Below are 22,264 nucleotides of genomic sequence, written 5' to 3' on the forward strand. Positions count from 1 at the left end.
TCATGGAAATCCTTCGCACCATCGCGGACATGAAAGCGTGGTCTCAAAGGGCCCGGAGCGCAGGTCGCTCCCTCGGGTTGGTCCCCACCATGGGGGCCCTGCACGAAGGGCACCTCAGTCTGGTCCAACGGTCGCTCGCCGACTCGGACCTCACCGTGGTCAGCATCTTCGTCAACCCGAAGCAGTTCGGTCCCGGCGAGGACCTCGACACCTATCCGGCCAACTGGGAGGCTGACCGCGACCTGCTGGAGCCTCTGGGGGTGGATGCGGTGTTCTTGCCAATGCGTGATCTCATGTACCCGAAAGGATTCCAGACCACGGTGACCGTCGAGGGCATCACCGACCACCTGTGCGGCAAAAGCCGTCCCGGATTCTTCCAGGGGGTGACCACGGTGGTGTTGAAATTGTTTCATATCGTCCAGCCGGATACGGCTTATTTCGGCGAAAAGGACCGCCAGCAGCTGCATGTCATCCGCCGCATGGTGAAGGACCTGGACCTGGACACGGAAATTGTGGGGTGTCCCATTGTGCGCGAGGCGGACGGGCTGGCAAAAAGCTCGCGCAACCAGTATTTGAGTGCGGCTCAGCGTGATACCGCGCTGTCCCTCAACCGCGCTCTCCAGATGGCGAGGGAGCGCGTCGAGGCGGGGGAAACCGACGTCGCCCTCCTGCGCCGGGAAATCGAATCCGTGTTCGCCCCGTACCCCGATGCGCGCATCGATTACGTATCGGTCTGCGATGCAGACACGTTTGAGGAGTTGGAAGTCATTCATGACAAGGCCCTGGTGGCCCTGGCGGTGTTCGTCGGGAAAGCCAGGTTGATCGATAACTGTTTGATTGAGAGAGTGCCATGCAAAGAACCATGCTGACCGCGAAGCTCCACCGGGCCACGGTCACCGACCGCGACATCGAGTACGAAGGAAGCATCGAGATCGATGAAAACCTGATGGACGAGGTGGACATCCTGGCCTACGAACAGGTCCATATTTACAACATCAACAACGGCAACCGCTTTCTGACCTACGTCATCCCCGGACCGCGTAATTCGGGCCGGATTTCCGTCAACGGCGCCGCCGCCCGGATGGTGGAGAGAAATGATCGCATTATAATTGCCGCTTATGGTATGATGAGCGTAAATAAGAGTAATGATTACAAACCCAAAGTTCTTCTGCTGAACGAATCCAATCAGGTCGTTGAAAGGCAGGGGGCCTTGGCCTTTTCTGAAAAAGCTTTTTCATGACGGAAATATTCTGGATCGCCTCGCTGATCTTCACCACATACATGTGCATCGACTGCATCAACCGCAAGGAGCACTTCGTCTGGATCATCGTAATGATCGTGCTGATGCCGGTGGGCGCCATTGCCTACTTCTTTGCGGTTAAAAACCGGGTTTCCGCGCCGTCCGGCAACGGAGCTGACCAACAAAGCACAAGCAGGTCCACGTTTTTCCAGCCCAGCGCACCGCGCAAGGAACTGGACACGGAAGAGACCCTGCAACTCAAGGAGTTGATCGGCAAATACGACAAGGCTTACCACTACGAAAAGCTCGGCCAGATTTACCTCGAACAGAAGAAATACGACCTGGCCATCGAGCCGTTTCAGGAGGCAGTCAAGCGCGATCCGGAAATGAACGAGGCGCGCTACGGTCTCGCCAAGTGCTACTACGGCCAGGGCCGCTTCTCCGAGGCCGCCGAGGTGCTCGAGGAGCTGGTGGAGATCGACAAGAAGTTCGATTACGGCAACGCCATCTTCGGGCTTGCCGAGTGTTACCGCCTTTCCGGGCAGGAAGACAAGGCCCTCGAAACCTACGAAGCGGTCATCAATTCCTACCATTTCTTCAAGGCGTACTACCACTACGCCAAACTGCTCGACAAGCGTGGCAAGAAGCAGGAAGCCATCGATTACATGAAAAGCATCATCGGCTCCTCGAAAGACCTTCCGGACTACAAGCTGGAAAAAGAGCGCCGCTGGATCGACGAGGCCTACAAATTCCTGCGCAAAAACGGCATCGAGCTGGCCTGAGGGTCCTTTCCAGTTTCCGCATCCGTTTGCCCTCCAAAACAGGAGATATTTCATCCCTTCATTTTTTGGGCCGAAACGGGAATGTTTTTTTGAAAAGCCCCCCTTCCTTTTTCTATACTGAAAACAGGATCAACGTACCGACGGGAACCGTTTACCAACCCGGGATTTTTCCAAAGAGGTACTATGACGGTTTTATCTGAGAACATGCGAACGATCCGGAAAAGTCTGAAATGCACGCAGATGGCTTTCGCCCAGATCATGGACATTGGCTTTCGAACCTACGTTCGATATGAATCCGGGGAACGCGATGCCCCGGTGGCGGTGCTCATCAAGCTCGCCCGGCTGGCCGATATTTCTCTCGACCGCCTGCTGACCACCCGGGTCAGCATGCAGGAGTTGACCCGGCCGGACAGCGAACTGCCGCCGGTGAAAGCGGACAACATCGAGGTTGTCGGCGGGTCGCTCAACGAAGGCCGGCTGATGTTCAAGGGCATCAAGGAAGACTTCTACATCACCGCCACGCCCAACGAGAAAAAACTGCTCGGCCATTACCGCAAGCTGACTCCGCGTTCCAGAGAAAAATGCCTGAAGGAAGTGCAGGACTGGGCGCTCAGCCGCAAACGTGCAGGCAATGGTGCGCAGACGCCTAAAAAAGTGCTGAAAGCCAAGAACACGCAGAAGCTCAAAAAGATGGTCAAGTCGATCAAAAAGATCACGGTCAAGTGACCCCCGGGCTTTTCCGGAACGATAACAGGGCGTCTCCTTTCAACAGGGGACGCTTTTTTTATTTGCGGTGAAACTGCTTGAGGATGTCTTCGATATCGAAGAGAAGCGCGATGGGGCGTCCATGCGGACAGGTGTAGGGCATCTCGGTCATCTCGAGATCGTGCAGGAGTTTTCTGATCTGGTCGAGCTCCATTGGGTGGTTGACCTTGATCGCGTTCCTGCACGACATCATGATGATGACGTCGTCATACTTGTCCTGCAGGCTGTGCTGGGCTTCGTCACGGGCCAGCGCCGCGGCGATCTCCCGGACCACGGCTTCGTGGTCGTGGGCCTTGAGTATGGCGGGCACCGACCGCAGTAAAAACCCGTTGGTGCCGAACGCTTCCATCTCCAGGCCGAGCCTGGCCAACTCCGGCAACTCTCCCGCCAGCGCCTCAGCCTCTGCCGGTGCGAACTCGATGGCCAGCGGAAACAGCAGGTTCTGAATCTCCACCTTGCGTTCCATCGCCGCCTTCTTGAACCGTTCGTACAAAACCCTCTCGTGGGCAATGTGCTGATCCACCACCAGCACGCCGCGCCGCCCCTGCATGACGATAAACGAGTTGTTGAGTTGACCCAAAGGTTCGAAGTCGGAATAGATCATGTCCGACACCGCACGTGGTTTGGTGCGGAACAGGTCGATCTCCGGCGGCAGGCTGCCGGGTGGCACGGAGCCGTGTCCCTCGCCTTTGCCGTAGAACGATTGGAGCGCCTGCCCCATCTCCTGAAACGAATGCGTCTGCTGGTAACGCGGAGGCGGTCCCGCCGGGCCGCGTTCCAGGTGCGGACGCGGCACACTGGTGTAGGTCTCTGTAGACGCTCCGTTGGCCACATGGGGGACTGCGCCTGGACCTGCCGATTCGGAAGGCGCAAAGGGCTTCTGCTCCGGAAGGCCGGATTTTTCGTTTCCGGCCAGCGCTTCCTGGATGGCTTCCATCACAAACCGGTACACCTCGCTCTGGTACGCGAACCGCACCTCCGCTTTCGCCGGATGCACGTTGACGTCAAGGAGGTCCGGGTCCATCGTGAAATACAAAAACAGGACCGGATGCTGGCCGCGCGGCAGGAGGTGGCTGTATCCCTTCTGCGTCGCCGACAGAATGACTTTGTCCCGGATGTGACGGTGGTTGATGAAGCTGAACTGGTCGTCTCGCTTGGACCGCGTGAGAATGGGACTCGAGATGTAACCCTCGATCCGGTAGCGTCCTTCTTGTTTTTCCACACGGAGCAGTTCGCGGGTGAGTTCCGGACCGAACAGCTCGGCGATGCGGTACAGCACCTGGTCCGTCGGCAGGGTGTTGACCACTGTGCGTCCGTTGTGTGAGAGCGAAAACTGGATGCCGGGATGCGCCAGAGCCTGCTGCTGCACCACTTGCGTGATGTACCCCGCCTCGGTTTGGTCGCGCCGCAAAAATTTATGTCGCGCCGGCGTGTTGAAAAACAACTGCCGTACTTCCACCGTGGTTCCCTTGGGACACGCGGTCTCCTTGACCGTAGAAGCATCACCGCCTTCGACCGTCACCTCGGTCCCGGCCTGCCCTTCCGCATGACAGGTGGTGAGCCGCACCCTCGCCACAGACGCAATGCTGGGAAGCGCTTCGCCGCGAAACCCCAGGGTGCGGATCGACACCAGGTCCCCGGGCTGGGAGATCTTGCTCGTGGCGTGCCGCGCCAGCGCCAGCCTGGCGTCATCCGGATTCATGCCGCATCCGTTGTCACGGACGGTGATCGATTCCTTGCCCGCACCCTCGACCTCGATGGCGATTCGCGTCGCCCCGGCGTCGATGGCGTTCTCGACCAGCTCTTTGACGACGGAGGCGGGGCGTTCCACTACCTCGCCGGCGGCGATCTGGTTGGCGAGGTTGTCTGGCAATATCTGGATGGTCATGGCACCGGGTCCCGGTTGGCGGGCAAGCAGTGTGGCGGCCTGTACCGCCTGCGAAGCGGACAACTTCCCGGATTTTAAACCAATCGCGGCCGATTGCAACCCCCGCCGGCCCCCTCTGAAACCCTGCCCTGTTGGGGATGCAATCGGCCCCGCAACTCAGGTATTCTAGGGGTATGAAGATTCCGCCTCACATCGTCCAGCGCTACCTGCCCGTGCTGGTGGTGGTGTTCATGGGACTCGCCCTGTGGAGCGACCAGGCTTCGTTCAACGATCCTTCACCCAGGAAAAACACTGCGCGCGAAGGCTCCGGCACAAAGACCCCGGGCGATGCCCAGCCAGGCGGTTTTTCCGAAGGTTCGAAAAACCGTGCCAGCGACGAGACCCGTATGGCCATTCACCACTACAACGAAGGCAACGGATTCCTGGGCCGCGGCGACTGGCAAGAAGCGGTCCGCAATTACAATATGGCCCTTCGCCACGACAAGCACCTGCACCCGGTGTACATCAACCTCAGCAGTGCGTACCTGAAGGGCCGGCAGTTCGACGCGGCTTTCAAGACACTCAACACCCTGAAGGAAATGGAACCGAAAAGCCCGCACCTGTATTACAACCTCGCCTGCTACCACGCCCTGCAGGACCACACCGACCAAGCGCTCGACGCTCTCAAGCAATCGGTTCAGCTGGGGTACCGGGAGTTCGACGCCATTCGGAAGGACCCCGACCTCGCGTCCCTGCGCCGGACCGATGCGTTCAAGATGTGGATGAACACGTTGGGTTGAACTGTCGTTGATAAATGTGAAGGTTTGAAGCGGTCAGGAAGGATTGGGGTTGGGTTGGGGATTGATGAGGCTCACGCGGCCCTTCTTGTTGATGATGAGCCCCTGTTCGCCTTCCAGAATCATATGCAGATCACGGCCGATGAGGTGCTTGCGCCAGCCATGAAACAGCGGATGCTCGTCCAGGTTGTCCTCCTGTTCATGAAAGCGCACGAAGGAATGAATCAATTTGCGGTCGGCCAGGATATGGGGTTCGATGCGCAACTCCTCGGAACGGATCTGCACGTAGGCCGCAAGCAACTCCTCCACGCCGCGGGTGGTGGCGTAGCTGGTGCCTTCCGGCAATTCGGGATACTCGTCTTCGGGGATGGAGCGTCCCTTCTGGATCAGTTTCACCAGCGTGTCGCCGTGGTTCTGGATTTCCTTGCCATTCATGCCGCGCAGGTCCTGCAATTGCCGGGGGGTTTCCGGGCACTGCCGGGCCATTTGCAACAGCGTCTCGTCCCGGATGATGAACTTGGCGAGGCAATCACGGCGCCGTGCTTCCTTTTCCCGCCAGGCCGCGACCTCCCGCAGAACCGCCATCTGTTTCGGCTTCAGGGTACGCACGTTTTTGACGCGCATGAACTGGGTGTGGGGATCGGGAAGCTCAAACTGACCGGGATCGGTGAGCGATTTCAGTTCCTCCTGCACCCAATCCAGCCGGTTGAGTTTTTTCAACTGGGCGACGATCTTCTCGTACACCGGGACCAGGAAACGCACGTCGTCCAGGGCATACTCGATCTGGTTGGGGCTCAGGGGACGCCGGCACCAGTCGCTGTAGGTTTCATTTTTGTGGAGACGTTTGCCGGTCGCACGTTTGACAAGCTTGGCAAACGAGATCTGCGCGCCCCAGCCTATCATCGCCGCCGCCACCTGCGTGTCGAACACGGGTTCGATGACCTCCCCCGCCAGCCGGTACAGGATTTCCAGATCCTGCTTGCCCGCGTGAAACACTTTTAAAATGTCGCGGCGCTTGAGCAGGTCGATCAGGGGATCGAGGTTGGGAACGGCAATGGGATCGATGGCGGCACAGATTCCATCGCACGCCAGCTGCACCAGCCCAAGGCGGTGGAAATAGGTTTTTTCGCGGACAAACTCCGTATCGATGGCGAGTTGGTCACAGTCCTGAAGTTGAGCGATCAGGTCGGCCAACCCGCTTTCGGTGGTTACATACATGGCATCTCGAATTTCTATCCAGGGCCCTCTGGCCCCGGCAGCCCCGGAAAACCCGGCTTAGCAAAGCCCGGTTCCATTTTCAACGAAGCATTGATTCCAACTGATTGAGGGTATTATAACGGCAGCGAACGGAGAGTGCCATTCAGCTCTTGCTTTTCAATCCACCGAATCGTCCAGCTTGAACACCGAAACCCTGCTTCCTACAGTCTGCGTGTTGAGGGATTCCTCCTCCAGTTCCTCAAACTCCACCGTCAGTTTGTGGTCCTGCGCCTGGTCGTTCTGCTTCCAGTGGTTGCGGCTGAGTTTGTTGGAAGAAATCACCTTCTTGACATTGCCCTGGGCATCCAGAATCTTGACTTGGTAGAACATGATCGTCCTCCCCTTTGAATGAAACGTTGGTTCCCCATCCCCTCACGACATTCAAAACTAATCATGTAAAAATAATAAATTCAGTTAGTTATAACCAATTTTGCAGTCTGCCTTGTAAATTAACCGCAAGCCGGATTATTGTCAAGAAAATAAACCCAATAAAATCAATAATTAAGGATGCAAAACCTGACCCGGAACCTCTTGCTCGCCCGTTTCTGTTCCCCTGTGGAAACGGCCTGGACGCCGCGTCTTCATTTTTCCGGCAACGTGAGAGACGATATTTTTTCCATTATGGAATCAACCATTTGGCCCCGCCCTTCCTCATAAACCCCCTGATTTATGCGGATTAAGCCATTTTTGGGGAGCGTTGACTTTTGCCCGCGAATGGCCTAAGTTGAAGGTGATACGGAATGCCTTTTATGGGCGGACAGAACCATGAAAAGGTTTCAACATAATTACATTGAAGAGGGAGTCCGATGAGAATTCTGGCAATCGACTCATCGACCCCGCAATGCAGCGTTGCCCTCCTTCAAGACCAAAACATCCTTCAGGAATTGACCTCACAAGGGAAACCCGCGTTTTCCAACCGGCTTCTGGAGTTGGTGAACCGCGTGTTGACCGACAACAAAGTTCGTCTTGAGGAGGTGGACGGTTTTGCCGTGACCACCGGACCGGGATCGTTCACAGGTCTGCGGGTCGGCATCAGCCTGCTGAAAGGGTTTGTGCTGGCGACGGAAAAACCGTTTCTGGGTGTCGGCACCTTCGATGCCTGGGCCGCCACCGTAGAAACGGAAAAAGAGGCCCTTTGTGCCGTGCTCGACGCCCGTAAAAAGGAAGTGTACGCCGCCCGCTTTTCCCGCGGGCAAAACCAATGGACACGTGACATGGAGGACCGGGTTCTGGCCCCGGAAGCACTGTGTGGATGTATCGAGCGGCCCACCCTGTTCGTCGGCCCCGGTGCGACCGTCTATCAGAATGTATTCCGCGAAAAACTGGGCGACTGTTTTCTCACGGAAGAAACGGCACAGGTCCGAAGCGTCGCCGCCGGTGCGGCCCTGTGGGCGGCAACGCGATTTGAACGCGAGTGCTCTTACGATCTCAATACCTTAAAGATTCAATACATCCGCAAATCCGAGGCCGAACTCAATTACAAAGGTTGACCCACATATAATTTAGAGGAAGGAGACCCACCCATGGACATCGATCCGGAAGTCCTCGAAAAAGCCAAAAGTGAAATCCCGGAATTCGAACGCCTGTTTGATGAACACACCCGTCTGAAACACCAGGTCGAGGAACTCAACAAACGTCCCTACCTGACACCGGAAGAAGAACTGGAAAAGAAAAATTTTCAGAAACAGAAACTGATCTGCAAGGACAAGTTGGAAAGCATGCTGGAGACACTGGAACCGGAAGCCAGTTGAAAAACAGCGACTGTCACCCCTCCTCCGGGAGGGGACGCTTGTCGAGCGTGGATTGAGGGGAGAGTTTGAGGGACCGCGCTCCGGCAGGCGACCGCACCCAGGCTGAGACCAATCTCAACAAAAAGGGCACGGACACCACGCGCCCGGCGGGAAGATAATCGCCGATCACCCCCACCAGCGTCGCCGCCAAAGTCGGGTTCCCGGCGAGCAGGCGCACCACGCTCCGGCAGGGGCCGGGCCGGTAAATCAGCTTCTGTAATACCCGGCTCAGCACAAACTTCTTGTGGAATTCCTGCTTCCTTCGGATGGCATACCGTTCCAGCATCCATCGCGACACATCCCCTCTTTGCAATGCAACATCCAGTGTCGCCGCCGCCAGTTCCGCACTTCGCAATCCGAGATAGATGCCTTCGCCGGTGAACGGATCAATGAACCCCATCGCATCGCCCACCAGCACCAGTCCGCCGCACGGAAGCGGATCGACCTCGAACGCCAGGGAATCCACCGTGCGCACGCCTTCGGCCGGTTCCGCACCCTCAAGCATCTCCCGACGCCGGGCGTTGCCCAGCACCACTTTACGGTATAAGGCACCGACATCCTCTCCTTTGACTCGGTCGGAATCGACCACCAGCACCACATTGACCGTACCGTCCCCGACCGGTGCCATGCCGGTGTACCCGGGACGGCTGATGTGCATGTAGCAGTAGTCGGCGGGAAGCCGTGCGTTCGTCCAGTGCGCCGCCAGCGCGACCTTGCCGCGGCGCAGCCTGGGTCCGCGCTTCAATCCCATCCGGCGAATCGACACCGAGTTCCGCCCGCCCGCATCCACCACCACCCGCGCATGCAAAGTGAACGGTTTGTTGTCCGGATCGCGCCCGGTGATACCCGTCACAACCCCGGCGTCGAACACCAGGTCGTCCACCTGGTGCTCCTGCAAAATTGCGATGCCGCGCTCCTGCATTTTCGAAAACAGGATGTGGTCGAACGACAGGCGCGGAAGCGACAGGCTGGTCATCACGCGGCCTTCATGCGGCGGGTAGTCGATGGCAAGCTCCTCCCTTTCGTAGGCGGAGATGGCAACGCCCCGCAGCCGGAGAGGATGGGTCGCCTCGATCGCCGACAGCACGCCGAGTTTTTCGAGGATGGGATCGGCGGCGGGGCTGATGAACTCGCCGCACACCTTGTCGCGGGGGAAACGCGCCCGTTCGACCACGCACACTTCATACCCTTTATCTTGCAACAGCAGGGCCGTGGCGGCGCCGGCGGGTCCCGCTCCGATCACGATCGCATCATAGGTTTTCGACATCACACTTTCCTTTGACATTCAAGCAGGCTCCGGCGGTTTGGTTTCCACCAGCGCGATGCGGTACGGAAAATGCCGGTGCACTTTGAAGTCGCGCCACCCCGCCCTGCGCGCGAGGTCGGCGATCTCTCCCGGCGTGAACGCGTTCATCACCGACACCGGCGCATCGTATCGTGTCAGCCGGTTGCTGGTGAGCAGGCGCGTGAGGATGTAGATCGACGCCCACGCCACGCGGCTCCGGTGCAGGTCGTTGACCACCACGCCCCGCCTCGACAAACGCGTGAACTGCTCGAGCAGGATCACCGCGTTTTCTTCCGAGAAATGATGCAAAGCGAGGTTGTTGATGACCACGTCGAACGCGCCGTCGGGGAACGGCATGTGCCTGGCGTCGCCCTGCACGAAACGGATTTCCGGGTAACGCCGCGTCTCTTCCTGCGCGTAACGCAGCATCTTGGCGTTGACGTCCAGCCCCACCACGCGGATGGGACGCTTCATGCGTCTTGCCAGGCGCACCAGCTCGATGGGCTGGTCCGCCGATCCCGTCGCCACATCGAGCACGGTCAACGGCACGCGTTCGGGTTGCGATTCCAGGAACGGACGCATGTGGTGCAGGAGCACCTTGTACCCGCTGAGGTACCGGTTCACGCGGCGTACGTCGTTCAGGCTGTCTTTGACTTCCTCGAACGGGGCCTGGTCGAGGTCCAGGAGTTCATCACGAAGATTGCGGGGCGGGGCGAACATGCGGGCGATCGAATCCGGCCTACCCGGCTTCGGCTTCCTTGAAGAAAAACCACTTCTCGCCTTTCGCCAGCTTGCGCTTGAACAGGCTGGCCGCGACGGCGCGGGCGATGAAGCGGGTCTGGGGGATGATGATGAGCAGGCCGAAGAAATCCGTCACCGCACCGGGCATCAGAAGCAGGTAACTGCCGAACCGCATCACCGCGCCGTTGATCACTTCCTCGGCGGGCATCTCGCGCGACTTCAGGTTCCACTGCATCTTGTCCCACCACTCCTCGCCGTAACCGCGGCCGATCACCACGCCCAGAAGCAGCGTGAACATGACCCAGGAGATAGTGTTGATGGTGCTGATCAACCCGGCAAGCCAGGACAGCGAAAACACCTCGACGACGGAGGTAAAAAGCAGGATGACGATGGTGACGGGAAAGCTCACGATATAAACTCCGGTGAACGGGATACCAACCCAGCGCGCGAATCCGGGTTGCGTTTCAATATTTTGTACGGCCAGGGTGCGGCCCAAACTGTGCGCTCATTCTAGTACAAGCCCGGTTAAAAGGCAAAACAACGGCGCAGGCCGTCTCACGGCGCAGGCCGTCTCACTGCAACGCCGCGAGGAACGCCGCCACGTTTTCCAGTTCGCCGCCGCTCACGAACTGCTCCATGTTCTGCTTGTCCGGGTTGTCCGGCGAATGGAACCCCTTGAACGCGGCTTGAAATTTTGCGCGGTCGGAACTTTTCTGATAGTCGAATGCGGTCAACAGACGCGCCCCCTTGTTGCCGCCCACCCCTTCCAGCGCGTGGCAGAACAGGCAGTTGTCGGTGAAAAAGGAGAATCCCGACTGCACCGCCTCGTCCGGTGGCAGTTTGTTGGCGATCGGCGCGTAGTAGTCGCTGAGCTTCACGAACCGAAGCGCGCGGATGTTCGCCGTCATGAACCGTTCCTGCTTCGGCGCGTCCTGCCCGTCGGGGACGATCACCAGCATCGGCGCCAGCCAGTCCGGCCGCGGGTATTGGGGATCGATATCCAGCTCCAAGGCCAGGTGCAGGTCGTGCTCGCGGATGAGCTCTGCCGGAAGCAGACCCTGGTAGTCGTCGAAGCAGTCGAGCAGAACCGCGTCGGTGGCCGCGTCGCCGAACCGTTCGATCAACCGGGTCATCGACACCACCCGGAAGCGCGAGCCGGTGTAATCCATGCCGCGGTCGAAGTAGGCGCTCGGCATCCAGCGCGACTCCATGCCCGCGAGGTCGCTTTTCACCACGCCGCCCGCCGATTCCATCCCGCCCGCCGGGGCGCCTTTTCCACAGGCCAGCCCGAACAGGGGAAGCGCGGTAACGGCCAGTATTAAAAGAATTTGGCGGAAATGGCGCATGGGGTTTGCGTATCCCTTCCATTTCAGGAATAATGTGTTAACATTTCAGTTTGCTCCCGGGCCGTCTTCGGCGACTCTGCCGCCACCGCCCGGTTTTTGAGCCATTTACCACACGTTTTGCGACTATATCATGGAATCCTCTCAGATCGATTTTTCACCGACGCCCAACAACAGCCCCTACCGGGCTTACTCCATATCCTGGAACATCACCAAACGGTGCAACCTCAATTGCGAGCACTGTTACCTGGACGCCGACTTCCGCGGCGGTTTCCGCGTGGACGAATTGACCACGCAGGAATGCTACAACGTGATCGACCAGATCGCCGAGGTCAACCCCAACGCGTTCCTGATCCTCACCGGCGGCGAGCCGCTGTTGCGCCCGGACATCTACGACATCACCCGCTACGCCGCCGACCGCAAGTTCATGGTGGTGCTCGGCACCAACGGCACCATCATCAACCGCGAGAACGCGCAGAAGATCAAGGACGCGGGCGCGCACGGCGTGGGCATCAGCATCGATTCCATGGACGCGGGCAAACATGACCAGTTCCGCGGCGTGTCGAAAGCGTGGGAGAAGTCGATGGAGGCGTTCGACATCCTGAACGACGTCGGCGTCGATTTCCTCATCCAGATGTCGGTCTCCGACATGAACTACAAGGAGATCCCGGACGTCATCGCCTTCGCCGAGAAGATCGGCGCGGTGGCCTTCAACCTCTACTTCCTCGTGTGCACCGGACGCGGCCAGGGCAACACCGACATCAGCAACGCCGCCTACGAGGAAGCGCTCAAGATCCTGTACCAGGAACAGATGAAGTACAAAGGGCGGCTCATGATCAATTCCAAGTGCGCGCCGCAGTACAAACGCGTCGTGTACGAGAACGATCCGGAGTCAGTTTACCAGCGCACCTACGCGGGCGGCTGTCCGGCGGGCACGCATTACAGCCGCATCAGCCCGGAGGGCGACCTCACCCCCTGCCCGTTCATTGCGGAATCCGTGGGCAACCTGAAATCCGACACCTTCCAGAACCTGTGGTACAACGCACCGCTGATGAACCAGCTCCGCGACCGCAAGGGCCTCGACGGCAAATGCGGTTCGTGCGAGTTTTCGGCGATGTGTTCCGGGTGCCGGGCGCGGGCGTTCGCCGAGACCGGCAACTACATGGCGGAGGACCCGTCCTGCGATTACGAACCGGGCCAGCACGGCGGCAAGGCCATCGAGCTGAAAGTCGAAGACACGCTGGGTCTGGAAGTGGAGTACCGTCAGAAATGGACGCCGGAGGCGAAGCAGAGGCTGGAACGCATCCCCTCTTTCGCGCGCGGCATGGTGGTGCAGGGCATCGAGAAGTTCGCCGCCGAACGCGGCGTGGCGCTGATCGACGAACACGTCGTGAAGAGGTCCCGCGAGGAGATGATCGAAAAACGCGGCGCCATGTTCCCCTTCCTCAAAAAGTTCATCAACTCCGAGAAGAGCTAGGCGCTCGGCCAATACCGGGCTTCGCCCGGAGGTTCTTTCTCTGAACCACAGATGAACACCGATTCACACAGATAACAGATAAGAGAGAGGACGTACTCCCCCTTCTCCGAAGGGGGCTGGGGGGCTTTTTCCTTAAGGGGTATTCCGAGTTGCGGGACGCGACGAGGAACCTGGGATGGGAGGAATGAAAACATAAATCCTTCGCTTACGCTAAGGATGACACCTCAACGGTTGCGACGTCATTCTGAGGAGCCACCGGCGACGAAGAATCTCTGTTTTGATTTTCGATCAGGCTCTAAGACACTGTTAAGAACTTGAGCCGCTACAAACATCGAAGCTAACATTCATTGAATTCGCCTAAATAAGAATCCTCTTCTCTCTTCTTATCTAAGGCAATAGCTATATTATCGCTAATTGCCTCCAAAGACCTTGACACCTCTTCAGCTTTTTCAACAAACTTTTGTATCTCCATATATTCATACTCATCAGGAATAGAGCTTTCTATACACTTCGAATCTCCCTGCTTTTTTGCTTGGAAAGAATATCTAAAGGTAGTGCCCTTGGGATCAATTTTTTGAAAAAACTTGACACATTTTTTGATTAATGCCCCATCAATTTCATATTGGATTAATGTCTCATCAAATCCATATTTAAAAATACATTCCTTATCTTCTTTAGATAAACGCTTTTTCAGTAACTGAATTCTATCCCAAATTTTTAGCGGTTCATGACAGTTAGTTGCTAAAGAAAAAATATCATTGGGGCTTTCTACCAGAGCTTGGTCAGACACATAAAAATTGAGACTTATCAAAATGTCTTTTAGCCTCAACTCGACATAATGCCTGAAGTTGAAAACTACAGGATAAATCAAGGTATTTCTTTTCCAAGTATCATCACATTGACTTGCCAGCAAACTTGCTGCCTCTTTAAAGCCATTGGCATAAGCCTCTCGAGAATAAGGCCCATGATCATTTAGCCTAGAATTTCCCGAGCCACTTGTATTCATAAAATATTCTTCAAATTGGAGATTCATAATCTAACTCCCTAATTTTGCACTTCAAACTAAAAGTTTTGATTAGGCTTTTTACCTTGAAGCTCCATGACCTTTAAAGTGATTGTTTGAATCCCTGTCATTAAATTATAACCCGTTCCATTTAACGCAGAAAAACTCCAACCCACAAAAAACAAAATTACAACAAAGCTTGCCTCAATTTGCTCCAAGCCAACCTTTAAAAATATCCAATAAAAAAAGTATCCCAAGCCTGCAACGAGAACTCCGATTACGATATTTAAAACAAAACCAGACAAAGGCCCGCTTTGGTCCTGCTGTTGCATTGTAGCCAGAATTTGTTCTGGGGTAATATCATTGGGATCCATAAAGCCCTCCAGATTTAATTATTCAGTTCATTTACGATTATGCTCCATTATCCTCTCCGCCAACCTCAGCCCTTCCCTCGCTTCCTCAACATTCGGTTTTTGTTTCAACAATTGTTCAAACTTTGCGATGGCCTGGGTGAGGGGGACGGGGTCGCGGTAGGCGAGCAGGCCGCAGGCTTTGGCCAGTTCGTACCACCACGCCGTGTCGGGCGACTCCATCTGCTTTTTCTGTTTGTAGATGGCGACCACGCGGTGGTACAGCGCGCGGGCTTCCTTCCGCAGGGGGTGGACCTCCCCCGCAGGCTTTTCTTTAAAGGTGGGGTCGGTTCCGGTTTGCGCGTGGAGGGAGGGCGAGGCCGGGCCCATCCATAACAGGGCGAGGACGAGGGCGGCGATGGAATGGAGTCGGCGCGGGTGCCAGGTCACAGCTCCCTCCCACGATGAGCTACAGCGTGAAATGGTGCGTCACGCGACCATCCCGAATTTTAGCACAGCCCCGCAAGTACGGATTCACCACAGATGAACTCGGATGGACACCGATCGGGCAAAGCGGGAAAAATAAGGAAAATTCATTGGTAACCCCTCCTGTATCCTCCCCTTGAAAAGGGGAGGGTGTATTGAACCCTCGCACTTCACCCTTTCTTCGCCGAGCGAAGGAATTCAAAGAAAAAATCCCCAGCCCCCTTCACAAAGGGGGAGCCGGGGCTATGCCCCGAAAAGAGGAAAAGTCATTGGTAACCCCGCCCTGCCCGTCACTCAGTGAGTGCCCCTTGAAAAAGGGAGGGATTTTTCCTCCTCATCCCAGCCCGTCACTCCGTGAATGCTCCCGCCAGGGGAGAAGGGACCGAGTTGCGCCCACGGATCATCGTCCGCCCGCAACGTATTAGCCCGTTTGCTCCGGGCCACGCCCGCCGGACTGCGTCCGGAGGCAACGCTTTGTATTTAGAACCTACGGGAAACCCTAGTTCGCCCGCCGAACAATAGATATTCAGCTCAACCGTGGATTGCTATTTTTTGGGTCCAGCGCCCCGCTGGTTATTTCTTGCCGTAGAGGTTGCGCATGGAGAAGGACTGGCTGTTGACGTTGGGGTTGTCCTGTTCGGCGAGGGCATTGGCGACTTCGTCGCGGTAGTTCTTCACCTGGCGGTAGAGGGGGTGGGTGATGTCGAGCTTGAGGTTGGCGAGCGCCGCGCTGAATTTTTCGCTCCCTTCCACCGACACCTCGCAGACGATCTCGCCCGACTCGCTGTCGCGGTACACGCCGGAGAGGACGAGCGGCGTCTTCTTGTTGGCTTGCAGGCCCATGGCCCGCATCAGCTCCAGCACCGGTCCGTTGCCGTAGGCCCGCAGGGGCAGGTGCTTCTTGATTTCGGTCAAAAGACTCTGTGCGCTCATAGCTTCTTGTAAATCAATAGATTAAAAGGTGGGCATTGACGCCCTTTCGGAGAATTTTAGCACAGCTTTCCGGGGGCCATCACCCCGCCCGCATAATATTCTCACAATTTTATGGATACTGGGTGGAAGGGGCCGGGCGGCGTGTTATAATCGTGCAGGTTTCATCACCCAAAAGCTATTGTAAGGAGACGGTTTAAGGACGCTTTCGAGGTGTTGACTTCGCGGCCGGATAGCCTATAATTTCCCTTTTGCTTATTTTTAGGTGACCATCCCCCAGCATGCTGGAAAAATTCAAGATCAGGTCAGAAAATACGCTGGATTTGATAGGCGGCACGCCCCTCGTTAAGCTCAACCGCGTGGTGCCCGCCAACGGCGCGGCCATCTGGGCCAAGGTGGAGTCGAACAATCCCGGCGGCAGTGTGAAGGACCGCATTGCGCTGGCGATGATCGAAGACGCGGAAAAGAAAGGGCTCATCCAGCCCGGCGCGACGATCGTCGAACCCACCAGCGGCAACACGGGCATCGGCCTGTCGCTGGTCGGCGCGTTCAAGGGCTACAACGTCATGCTGGTCATGTCCGAGAACATGAGCACCGAGCGGCGGCTGTTGCTGGAAAGCTTCGGCGCGAAGCTGGAACTCAGCCGTGCCGAGTTTGGCATGCAGGGCACCATCGAGCGCGCGGAGGAACTGGTGGCGGAGCACCCGGACTACTTCATGCCGCAACAGTTCAACAACCCGGCCAACCCGGAGATCCACCGGCAGACCACCGGACCGGAGATCATCTCCGCCATGGAAGGGGATAAAGTGGATGCCTTCGTCGCGGGCATCGGCACCGGCGGCACCATCACCGGCGCCGGCGAAGCGCTGAAAGCGCATTACAGCGACACCAAGGTCATCGGCGTCGAGCCCGCCACCAGCGCGGTGCTGTCCGGAAGGGCGGCGGGTCCGCACAAGATCCAGGGCATCGGCGCGGGATTCAAGCCCAAGGTGCTGAACCTCGACATCGTGGACGACATCCGCCCCATTTCGGACGACGATGCGTTCCATTATGTTCAGCGGCTGGCGAAGGAAGAAGGCCTGCTGACGGGCATCTCCTCCGGCGCGGCGCTGTGCGCGGCGTACCAGGTGGCGGAAAACCTGGGGCCGGACCAGAACGTGGTGGTCATTCTCCCCGATACGGGCGAACGCTATTTCAGTTTTTATCAATACTTCTAGTCAAAAGTTCTCTATGGGATACGTCAAAGGTTTACGTTGCAAAGAATGCGGTAAAGGTTACGAAAAACTGCCGGTCCACGTGTGCGAATACTGTTTCGGCCCGCTGGAGGTGGATTACGATTACGAAGGCATCAGCAAGGTCATCAGCCGGAAATCGATTCAGGACGGCCCGCCCTCCATGTGGCGGTACCAGCCGCTGTTGCCGATCGACGGCGACCCGCAGGTCGGCCGCTACACCGGCTTCACCCCGCTGATCGAGGCGAAGAACCTGGCCAGGGCGCTGGGCCTCAAAAAAGTGTACGTGAAGAACGACTCGGTGAACCACCCCACCTTCTCCTTTAAGGACCGGGTGGTTTCCGTGGCGGTGACCAAGGCGAAGGAGTTCGGTTTCGATACCGTGTCCTGCGCTTCCACCGGCAACCTCGCCAACTCGGTTTCCGCGCATGCGGCGGAAGCGGGCATGAAAAGCTGCATCTTCATCCCGGTGGGACTCGAGCAGGGCAAGGTTCTGTGCACGCAGGTGTACGGCACCCAGCTCATCTCCGTGCGCGGCAGTTACGACGACGTCAACCGCCTGTGCAGTGAGATCGCCGTGTCGCACCAGTGGGCGTTCGTCAACATCAACATCCGCGCCTACTACGGCGACGGGTCGAAATCCTACGGCTACGAGATCGCCGAACAGCTCGGCTGGCGCACGCCGGACAACGTGGTGGTGCCGGTGGCGGGCAGTTCGCTGATCACCAAGATCTGGAAAGCCTTCCACGAGTTCAAGGACCTGGGCCTCATCGACAAGGTCAACACCAAGGTGTTCGCCGCGCAGGCGACGGGATGCTCGCCGGTATCGACGGCCATCAAAAACGGCTGGGACACGCACAAACCGGTGAAACCCGACACCATCGCCAAGTCCATCGCCATCGGCAATCCGGCCGACGGGTTTTACGGCATCAAGACCGTGCGCGACAGCGGCGGCTGGGGCGAGGACGTGACCGACGAGGAAGTCATCGAAGGCATGAGACTGCTGGCGGAAACCGAAGGGGTGTTCACGGAAACCGCGGGCGGCGTCACCGTGGCGGTCACCAAAAAGCTGGTCGAGCAGGGACGCATCAAGCCCGACGAACTGACCGTGATCTGTGTCACCGGCAACGGGCTCAAAACGCTCGAGGCGCTGGACAACAAGTTCGCGGCGCCGGCGGCCATCGAACCCAACATCCACAGTTTCGAAGAAGTCTATTCCAACGGTATAACGGTATAACAAGGAGAAACGAACCATGGCGGTAAAAGTAAGGATTCCCACCCCCCTCATGAAACTCACCAACAACCAGAGTGAGGTTTCGGCCACCGGGGGAACCATCGCGGAGCTGTTCAACGACCTGGAGTCCCAGTTCGGCGGGATCAAGGAGCGCATCTGCGAGGAGAACGGAACGCCGCGCCGCTTCATCAATATTTACCTGAATGAGGAAGATATCCGGTTCCTGGACGGGGAAAACACCCAGATCAAGGATGGTGACGAGGTGTCCATCATCCCCGCCATCGCCGGAGGCAACTGAACCGTTCGAAAGTTGGAGTCCGGTTCAAATGGCCGGCAACTTTCGGGTTGGAAAGAGCATCAAAGTGGTGAAGGACACCGGCCCCGGCAACCGGGCGGGGTGTCCCGCGGAAAACGTGTTGGAAACCGGGTGTTGCGGAACGAAGGGGGAAACGGGTTGTCCACCACTCTGTATCTGGTGAACGGCCTGTTCAATATGAGTTCTTTGATTCCCAACGGTTTTTTGGCACCTGGTATTTTAACAACCCCGTTTATACAAAAAACCCGGACCGGGTTCCCGGTCCAACCGGGTTTTGATATACAATTAAATTGTTATGTCTAAGCTCAAGCTATCCGAGGAAGTGCTGGCCCCTTCCTGTCCGGTGATCATGGACGAGTCGGTCTTGAAGAAGATCGGCAACACCCCGCTGATCCCCATTCAGAACCTGACGCGGGACTTCCCTGACGTGGAAATCTACGCCAAGGCCGAATGGCGGAACGCCGGCGGTTCCGTGAAATCGCGCCCCGCCCTGCAGATGATTGAGGACGGTGAGGCCTCCGGCAAGCTGACCAAGGGCAAGGTCATCCTCGACTCCACTTCCGGCAACACCGGTATCGCTTACGCCCTCATCGGCAAGATCAAGGGCTACCGCGTGAAGCTGGTCATGCCCGCCAACGTCAGCAAGGAACGCAAGGGCATGATGGCCGACTTCTACGGCGCGGAGATCGTCACCTCCAGCCCGTTCGAAGGCTCCGACGGCGCGATTCTTCTGGCGCGGGAAATTCTCGAGCGCGACCCCGACGCCTACTTCATGCCGGACCAGTACAACAACGATTCCAACTGGCGCGCGCATTACCTGCACACGGCCAACGAAATCTGGAAACAGACCGACGGCCGCATCACGCATTTCTGCGCGGGCATCGGCACCGGTGGCACCATCATGGGCAACACCCGCCGCCTGCGCGAACTGAACCCGGAGATCAAATGCCACCCCATCGAACCGGCGGAGGAACTGCACGGCATCGAGGGCCTCAAGCACATGGCCTCGTCCATCGTGCCCGGCATATATAAAGAAGAAGAACTCGACAGCAAGATCAGCGTCGCCACGGAAGAAGCCTACGACATGGTCGAAACGCTGGAAAAAGAGGAGGGCATTCTGGTCGGCCACTCCTCTGCGGGGGCCATGGTGGGGGCCCTCAAACTCGCCGCGCAGATCAAGAAGGGCGTCATCGTCACCGTTTTCCCCGACAGTTGCGACACCAATTACATCAACTTCGGCAAATTCAAGGAACACTCCGAAACCCATTCCACCACCAAGCCGGACAGTTGATCCCCTTTTCCCCGGAATAATCCATGGGCCGATTCACCCGCCACGTATTTATCTGCAACAACCAGCGCAAGGAAGACGACCCGCGCGGCTGTTGCCAGTCACGCGGTGCGATGGATCTCCTCGACCACATCAAGAAACGCGTTCATGACAGCGGCCTGAAAGGCAAAATCCGCATCAACAAGGCCGGGTGCCTGGACGCCTGCCAGTACGGCCCGTCCATGGTGGTCTACCCGGACGACGTCTGGTACTCCCCTCAAACGGTGGAAGACATGGAAGAAATCTTCACCGAGCACCTGCAGAACGGCCGCGTTGTCGAGCGGCTGGTCATCGACTTCTCCCGCAAATAACGATTGGGCTTGTGCCCGTCCCCGGTTGACTTATACTTGGGGCATGGTTTCCAACCTCCTCATCGTCGGCGGAACGGGAACGCTCGGCCGCCCGGTTGCGCACAAATTCCTGAAAGAAGGCTGCAACGTCCGCGTCCTCACCCGCAACCTGGAACGGGCGCGCGAGGTGCTGGGGGACGGGTTCGACCTGCGCCAGGGCGACGTGGAAAACCCGGCAACGCTCGACCCAGCCATGGAAGGTTGCGACGGCGTCCACATCAACCTGCAGGGCGGCAACAACGATCGTCAACTGGAAGCCATTGAGTACCGGGGAACGCTCAACATCCTCAAAGTGGCCGAAAAAGCGGGAGTGAAGCGGCTCTCCACCATTTCCTTCGCAGTGGACCTGGAAAACTACCCACACATCCCCTACGCAACGATCAAGCGTCGCGTGGAAAACGTAATTGCGGAATGCTCCATCCCGCACACCATCTTCCGCGCCACCCACTTCATGGAATCCCTGCCGCTGTACTTTCGCGATCACACGCCGTGCCTCATCGGCGATCAACCGCACCACTACCACTGGGTGGCGGCGGACGACTACGCCCGCATGGTGTTCAACGCGTACCGACTGGAGGAAGCGATTGGGCGGCAGTTCGACATCTTCGGCCCCGAAGCGATGACCATGGAGGAAGCGCTCCTCCGATACTGCTCCGCCATGCACGGGAAGCAGGAAATCACCCGCATCCCCATCTGGGCGATGAAGGTCATGGGTTATCTGCTGTTCGACCGCCGTATCCGCTTCGTCGCGGAGTTGATGGAGTTTCTGGGCCAGGCCGGGGAAAACGGAAACCCCATCGAGGCCAACCGGCTGCTCGGCGCCCCCACCCTTACCCTGGAGCAATGGTGCGAAAAACGAAAGGCCGAACGACGGGGAGAACCTGTGGAAGGGTGAGTTTCCGCAAGGCCGTTACAGGTCGACCGTTTCCACCTTCACGCGGACAGTTCCCTTGCCGTCGAATCCAAGCCGCTTTGCCGCGCCGTGACTGAGGTCGATGATGCGCGAACCCGACCGGGGATTGTGGGCGCTGGGAAAGGGACCGCGGTCGTTGACGCGCACGATGATAGACCGTCCGTTTTCGAGATTGGTCACGCGCACGTTGGTGGGCAGCGGCAGGAACTTGTGCGCGGCGGAAAGGCCGTCGGGATTGAACGCCTCGCCGTTGGCGGTCATGTGGCCGTCGTCCTGGTCGTACGTCTCCTGCCCGTACCAGGATGCGATACCGACCTCGGTGTACGTCTTCGCCTGCTCGACACTCATGGGGTAATACTTCTTGCCCTTCACCGTGTACGGTGCGTTTTTGACGCGGCCCAGGCGGATGGCCTCTTTCACCGGCAGGCCGTCGATGGTGTCGATCTCGTCGTTCATCAGCGGCCAGTCGAGCGGCGCGGTGACGACGTCGAAAGTGAACTCGCCGATCTTGTACGTCGCCTTGCCGGTGTAGTACACCACCTTCACCGCGTTCTTGCCGATATAATAGACGCCCTTGACCGTCCCCTTCACCACCTGGTAGGTGCCCTCGATGACCGTGCAGGCGGACAACCCCATCAGCACCGCCCCCATCACCCAAAACCGCCCCATGCGCTTCATGCCGCATCCCCAACAATTCATAACTGATTGAAAATTATAGAGTAATTACCTTGCCCGCGCAACCTCCCGGCGGTCTCTTTCACCCCGCCGCGCCCAAATTG

Annotated in this window: 26 protein-coding genes; 14 read left to right on the forward strand and 12 right to left on the reverse strand. The window is 57.8% G+C overall.

From position 1 onward, the window contains the following. The first annotated feature begins 2 nt into the window (after positions 1–2). The 4 genes from panC (at position 3) to ACTRXA_RS13620 (ending at position 2,748) form a co-directional block, all read left to right on the forward strand. A complete protein-coding gene (gene panC / locus ACTRXA_RS13605) occupies positions 3–869 on the forward strand; it encodes a pantoate--beta-alanine ligase (protein ID WP_442427714.1) in 867 nt (288 codons plus the stop codon). Further along, entirely contained in the window at positions 851–1,240 is a 390-nt protein-coding gene (gene panD / locus ACTRXA_RS13610) for an aspartate 1-decarboxylase (protein WP_005009469.1), read from the forward strand. Before panC ends, panD begins: the two co-directional genes overlap by 19 nt. Continuing rightward, a complete protein-coding gene (locus tag ACTRXA_RS13615; protein WP_442427715.1) occupies positions 1,237–2,022 on the forward strand; it encodes a tetratricopeptide repeat protein in 786 nt (261 codons plus the stop codon). The genes panD and ACTRXA_RS13615 overlap by 4 nt, the downstream gene beginning before the upstream one ends. 204 nt (positions 2,023–2,226) lie before the next feature. Beyond that, on the forward strand, positions 2,227–2,748 hold the full coding sequence (locus ACTRXA_RS13620; RefSeq protein WP_442427716.1) for a helix-turn-helix domain-containing protein: 522 nt from the start codon (positions 2,227–2,229) through the stop codon (positions 2,746–2,748). A 58-nt stretch (positions 2,749–2,806) separates the two neighbouring features. Here the strand turns inward: ACTRXA_RS13620 and mutL are convergent, their stop codons facing one another. Continuing rightward, the gene (gene mutL / locus ACTRXA_RS13625) at positions 2,807–4,738 is read right to left on the reverse strand and encodes a DNA mismatch repair endonuclease MutL (protein ID WP_442427717.1); all 1,932 of its coding nucleotides are present in this window, start codon (positions 4,736–4,738) and stop codon (positions 2,807–2,809) included. Between the two features lie 110 nt (positions 4,739–4,848). Here mutL and ACTRXA_RS13630 point away from each other — a divergent pair, with 110 nt between their 5' ends. Further along, positions 4,849–5,454 carry a TPR end-of-group domain-containing protein gene (locus ACTRXA_RS13630; protein ID WP_442427718.1) on the forward strand — a complete coding sequence of 202 codons (606 nt, stop codon included), beginning with the start codon at positions 4,849–4,851 and terminating at the stop codon, positions 5,452–5,454. Positions 5,455–5,487: 33 nt separating this feature from the next. On the opposite strand, the gene rnd is transcribed toward ACTRXA_RS13630, so the two are convergent. Continuing rightward, positions 5,488–6,669: a ribonuclease D gene (gene rnd / locus ACTRXA_RS13635; protein WP_442427719.1), complete on the reverse strand. Its 1,182-nt coding sequence runs from the start codon at positions 6,667–6,669 to the stop codon at positions 5,488–5,490. Positions 6,670–6,825: 156 nt separating this feature from the next. After that, the gene (locus ACTRXA_RS13640; RefSeq protein WP_005009460.1) at positions 6,826–7,038 is read right to left on the reverse strand and encodes a hypothetical protein; all 213 of its coding nucleotides are present in this window, start codon (positions 7,036–7,038) and stop codon (positions 6,826–6,828) included. A gap of 476 nt (positions 7,039–7,514) precedes the next feature. On the opposite strand from ACTRXA_RS13640, the gene tsaB reads away from it, so the two are divergent. Together tsaB and ACTRXA_RS13650 are read left to right on the forward strand one after the other, a co-directional pair. Next, a complete protein-coding gene (gene tsaB / locus ACTRXA_RS13645) occupies positions 7,515–8,198 on the forward strand; it encodes a tRNA (adenosine(37)-N6)-threonylcarbamoyltransferase complex dimerization subunit type 1 TsaB (RefSeq protein ID WP_442427720.1) in 684 nt (227 codons plus the stop codon). Between the two features lie 33 nt (positions 8,199–8,231). Further along, positions 8,232–8,459 (forward strand): YdcH family protein, encoded by a 228-nt coding sequence (locus tag ACTRXA_RS13650; protein WP_442427721.1) that lies wholly within the window; start codon positions 8,232–8,234, stop codon positions 8,457–8,459. Positions 8,460–8,472: 13 nt separating this feature from the next. Here the strand turns inward: ACTRXA_RS13650 and ACTRXA_RS13655 are convergent, their stop codons facing one another. From ACTRXA_RS13655 to ACTRXA_RS13670, 4 genes are all read right to left on the reverse strand, one after another. Continuing rightward, complete coding sequence (locus ACTRXA_RS13655) at positions 8,473–9,765, reverse strand: NAD(P)/FAD-dependent oxidoreductase (protein ID WP_442427722.1); 1,293 nt, start codon at positions 9,763–9,765, stop codon at positions 8,473–8,475. A gap of 18 nt (positions 9,766–9,783) precedes the next feature. After that, the gene (locus ACTRXA_RS13660; protein WP_442427723.1) at positions 9,784–10,503 is read right to left on the reverse strand and encodes a methyltransferase domain-containing protein; all 720 of its coding nucleotides are present in this window, start codon (positions 10,501–10,503) and stop codon (positions 9,784–9,786) included. 19 nt (positions 10,504–10,522) lie between these two features. Continuing rightward, positions 10,523–11,020, reverse strand: coding sequence for an FxsA family protein (locus ACTRXA_RS13665; RefSeq protein ID WP_442427724.1), 498 nt, complete (start codon positions 11,018–11,020; stop codon positions 10,523–10,525). Positions 11,021–11,096: 76 nt separating this feature from the next. Next, complete coding sequence (locus ACTRXA_RS13670; protein ID WP_442427725.1) at positions 11,097–11,870, reverse strand: c-type cytochrome; 774 nt, start codon at positions 11,868–11,870, stop codon at positions 11,097–11,099. Between the two features lie 130 nt (positions 11,871–12,000). Here ACTRXA_RS13670 and ACTRXA_RS13675 point away from each other — a divergent pair, with 130 nt between their 5' ends. Beyond that, positions 12,001–13,344, forward strand: coding sequence for a radical SAM protein (locus tag ACTRXA_RS13675; RefSeq protein ID WP_442427726.1), 1,344 nt, complete (start codon positions 12,001–12,003; stop codon positions 13,342–13,344). A 337-nt stretch (positions 13,345–13,681) separates the two neighbouring features. Here ACTRXA_RS13675 and ACTRXA_RS13680 read toward each other — a convergent pair whose 3' ends face one another. The 4 genes from ACTRXA_RS13680 to ACTRXA_RS13695 all read right to left on the reverse strand — a co-directional run bounded on the left by ACTRXA_RS13680 (position 13,682) and on the right by ACTRXA_RS13695 (position 16,116). Beyond that, a complete protein-coding gene (locus ACTRXA_RS13680) occupies positions 13,682–14,377 on the reverse strand; it encodes a hypothetical protein (RefSeq protein ID WP_442427727.1) in 696 nt (231 codons plus the stop codon). Positions 14,378–14,406: 29 nt separating this feature from the next. After that, on the reverse strand, positions 14,407–14,721 hold the full coding sequence (locus ACTRXA_RS13685; RefSeq protein ID WP_442427728.1) for a hypothetical protein: 315 nt from the start codon (positions 14,719–14,721) through the stop codon (positions 14,407–14,409). Positions 14,722–14,748: 27 nt separating this feature from the next. After that, positions 14,749–15,147, reverse strand: a complete 399-nt coding sequence (locus ACTRXA_RS13690; RefSeq protein ID WP_442427729.1) for a hypothetical protein — start codon at positions 15,145–15,147, stop codon at positions 14,749–14,751. A gap of 609 nt (positions 15,148–15,756) precedes the next feature. Beyond that, positions 15,757–16,116: a hypothetical protein gene (locus ACTRXA_RS13695; protein ID WP_442427730.1), complete on the reverse strand. Its 360-nt coding sequence runs from the start codon at positions 16,114–16,116 to the stop codon at positions 15,757–15,759. Between the two features lie 278 nt (positions 16,117–16,394). On the opposite strand from ACTRXA_RS13695, the gene cysK reads away from it, so the two are divergent. The 6 genes from cysK (at position 16,395) to ACTRXA_RS13725 (ending at position 21,467) form a co-directional block, all read left to right on the forward strand. After that, on the forward strand, positions 16,395–17,330 hold the full coding sequence (gene cysK, locus ACTRXA_RS13700) for a cysteine synthase A (RefSeq protein ID WP_442427731.1): 936 nt from the start codon (positions 16,395–16,397) through the stop codon (positions 17,328–17,330). Between the two features lie 13 nt (positions 17,331–17,343). Then, complete coding sequence (thrC, locus tag ACTRXA_RS13705) at positions 17,344–18,582, forward strand: threonine synthase (protein WP_442427732.1); 1,239 nt, start codon at positions 17,344–17,346, stop codon at positions 18,580–18,582. 16 nt (positions 18,583–18,598) lie between these two features. Next, complete coding sequence (locus tag ACTRXA_RS13710; RefSeq protein WP_442427733.1) at positions 18,599–18,877, forward strand: MoaD/ThiS family protein; 279 nt, start codon at positions 18,599–18,601, stop codon at positions 18,875–18,877. 313 nt (positions 18,878–19,190) lie between these two features. Continuing rightward, positions 19,191–20,186 (forward strand): PLP-dependent cysteine synthase family protein, encoded by a 996-nt coding sequence (locus ACTRXA_RS13715; protein WP_442427734.1) that lies wholly within the window; start codon positions 19,191–19,193, stop codon positions 20,184–20,186. Positions 20,187–20,209: 23 nt separating this feature from the next. Beyond that, a complete protein-coding gene (locus tag ACTRXA_RS13720; RefSeq protein ID WP_005009439.1) occupies positions 20,210–20,533 on the forward strand; it encodes a (2Fe-2S) ferredoxin domain-containing protein in 324 nt (107 codons plus the stop codon). 43 nt (positions 20,534–20,576) lie between these two features. Next, positions 20,577–21,467 (forward strand): SDR family oxidoreductase, encoded by an 891-nt coding sequence (locus tag ACTRXA_RS13725; RefSeq protein ID WP_442427735.1) that lies wholly within the window; start codon positions 20,577–20,579, stop codon positions 21,465–21,467. Between the two features lie 15 nt (positions 21,468–21,482). Here the strand turns inward: ACTRXA_RS13725 and ACTRXA_RS13730 are convergent, their stop codons facing one another. Next, complete coding sequence (locus ACTRXA_RS13730) at positions 21,483–22,163, reverse strand: septal ring lytic transglycosylase RlpA family protein (protein ID WP_442427736.1); 681 nt, start codon at positions 22,161–22,163, stop codon at positions 21,483–21,485. Positions 22,164–22,264 lie beyond the last annotated feature (101 nt).

Source organism: Nitrospina sp. P1_D6 (assembly GCF_052156615.1).
In the GTDB taxonomy this organism is placed as follows: Bacteria; Nitrospinota; Nitrospinia; order Nitrospinales; family Nitrospinaceae; genus Nitrospina.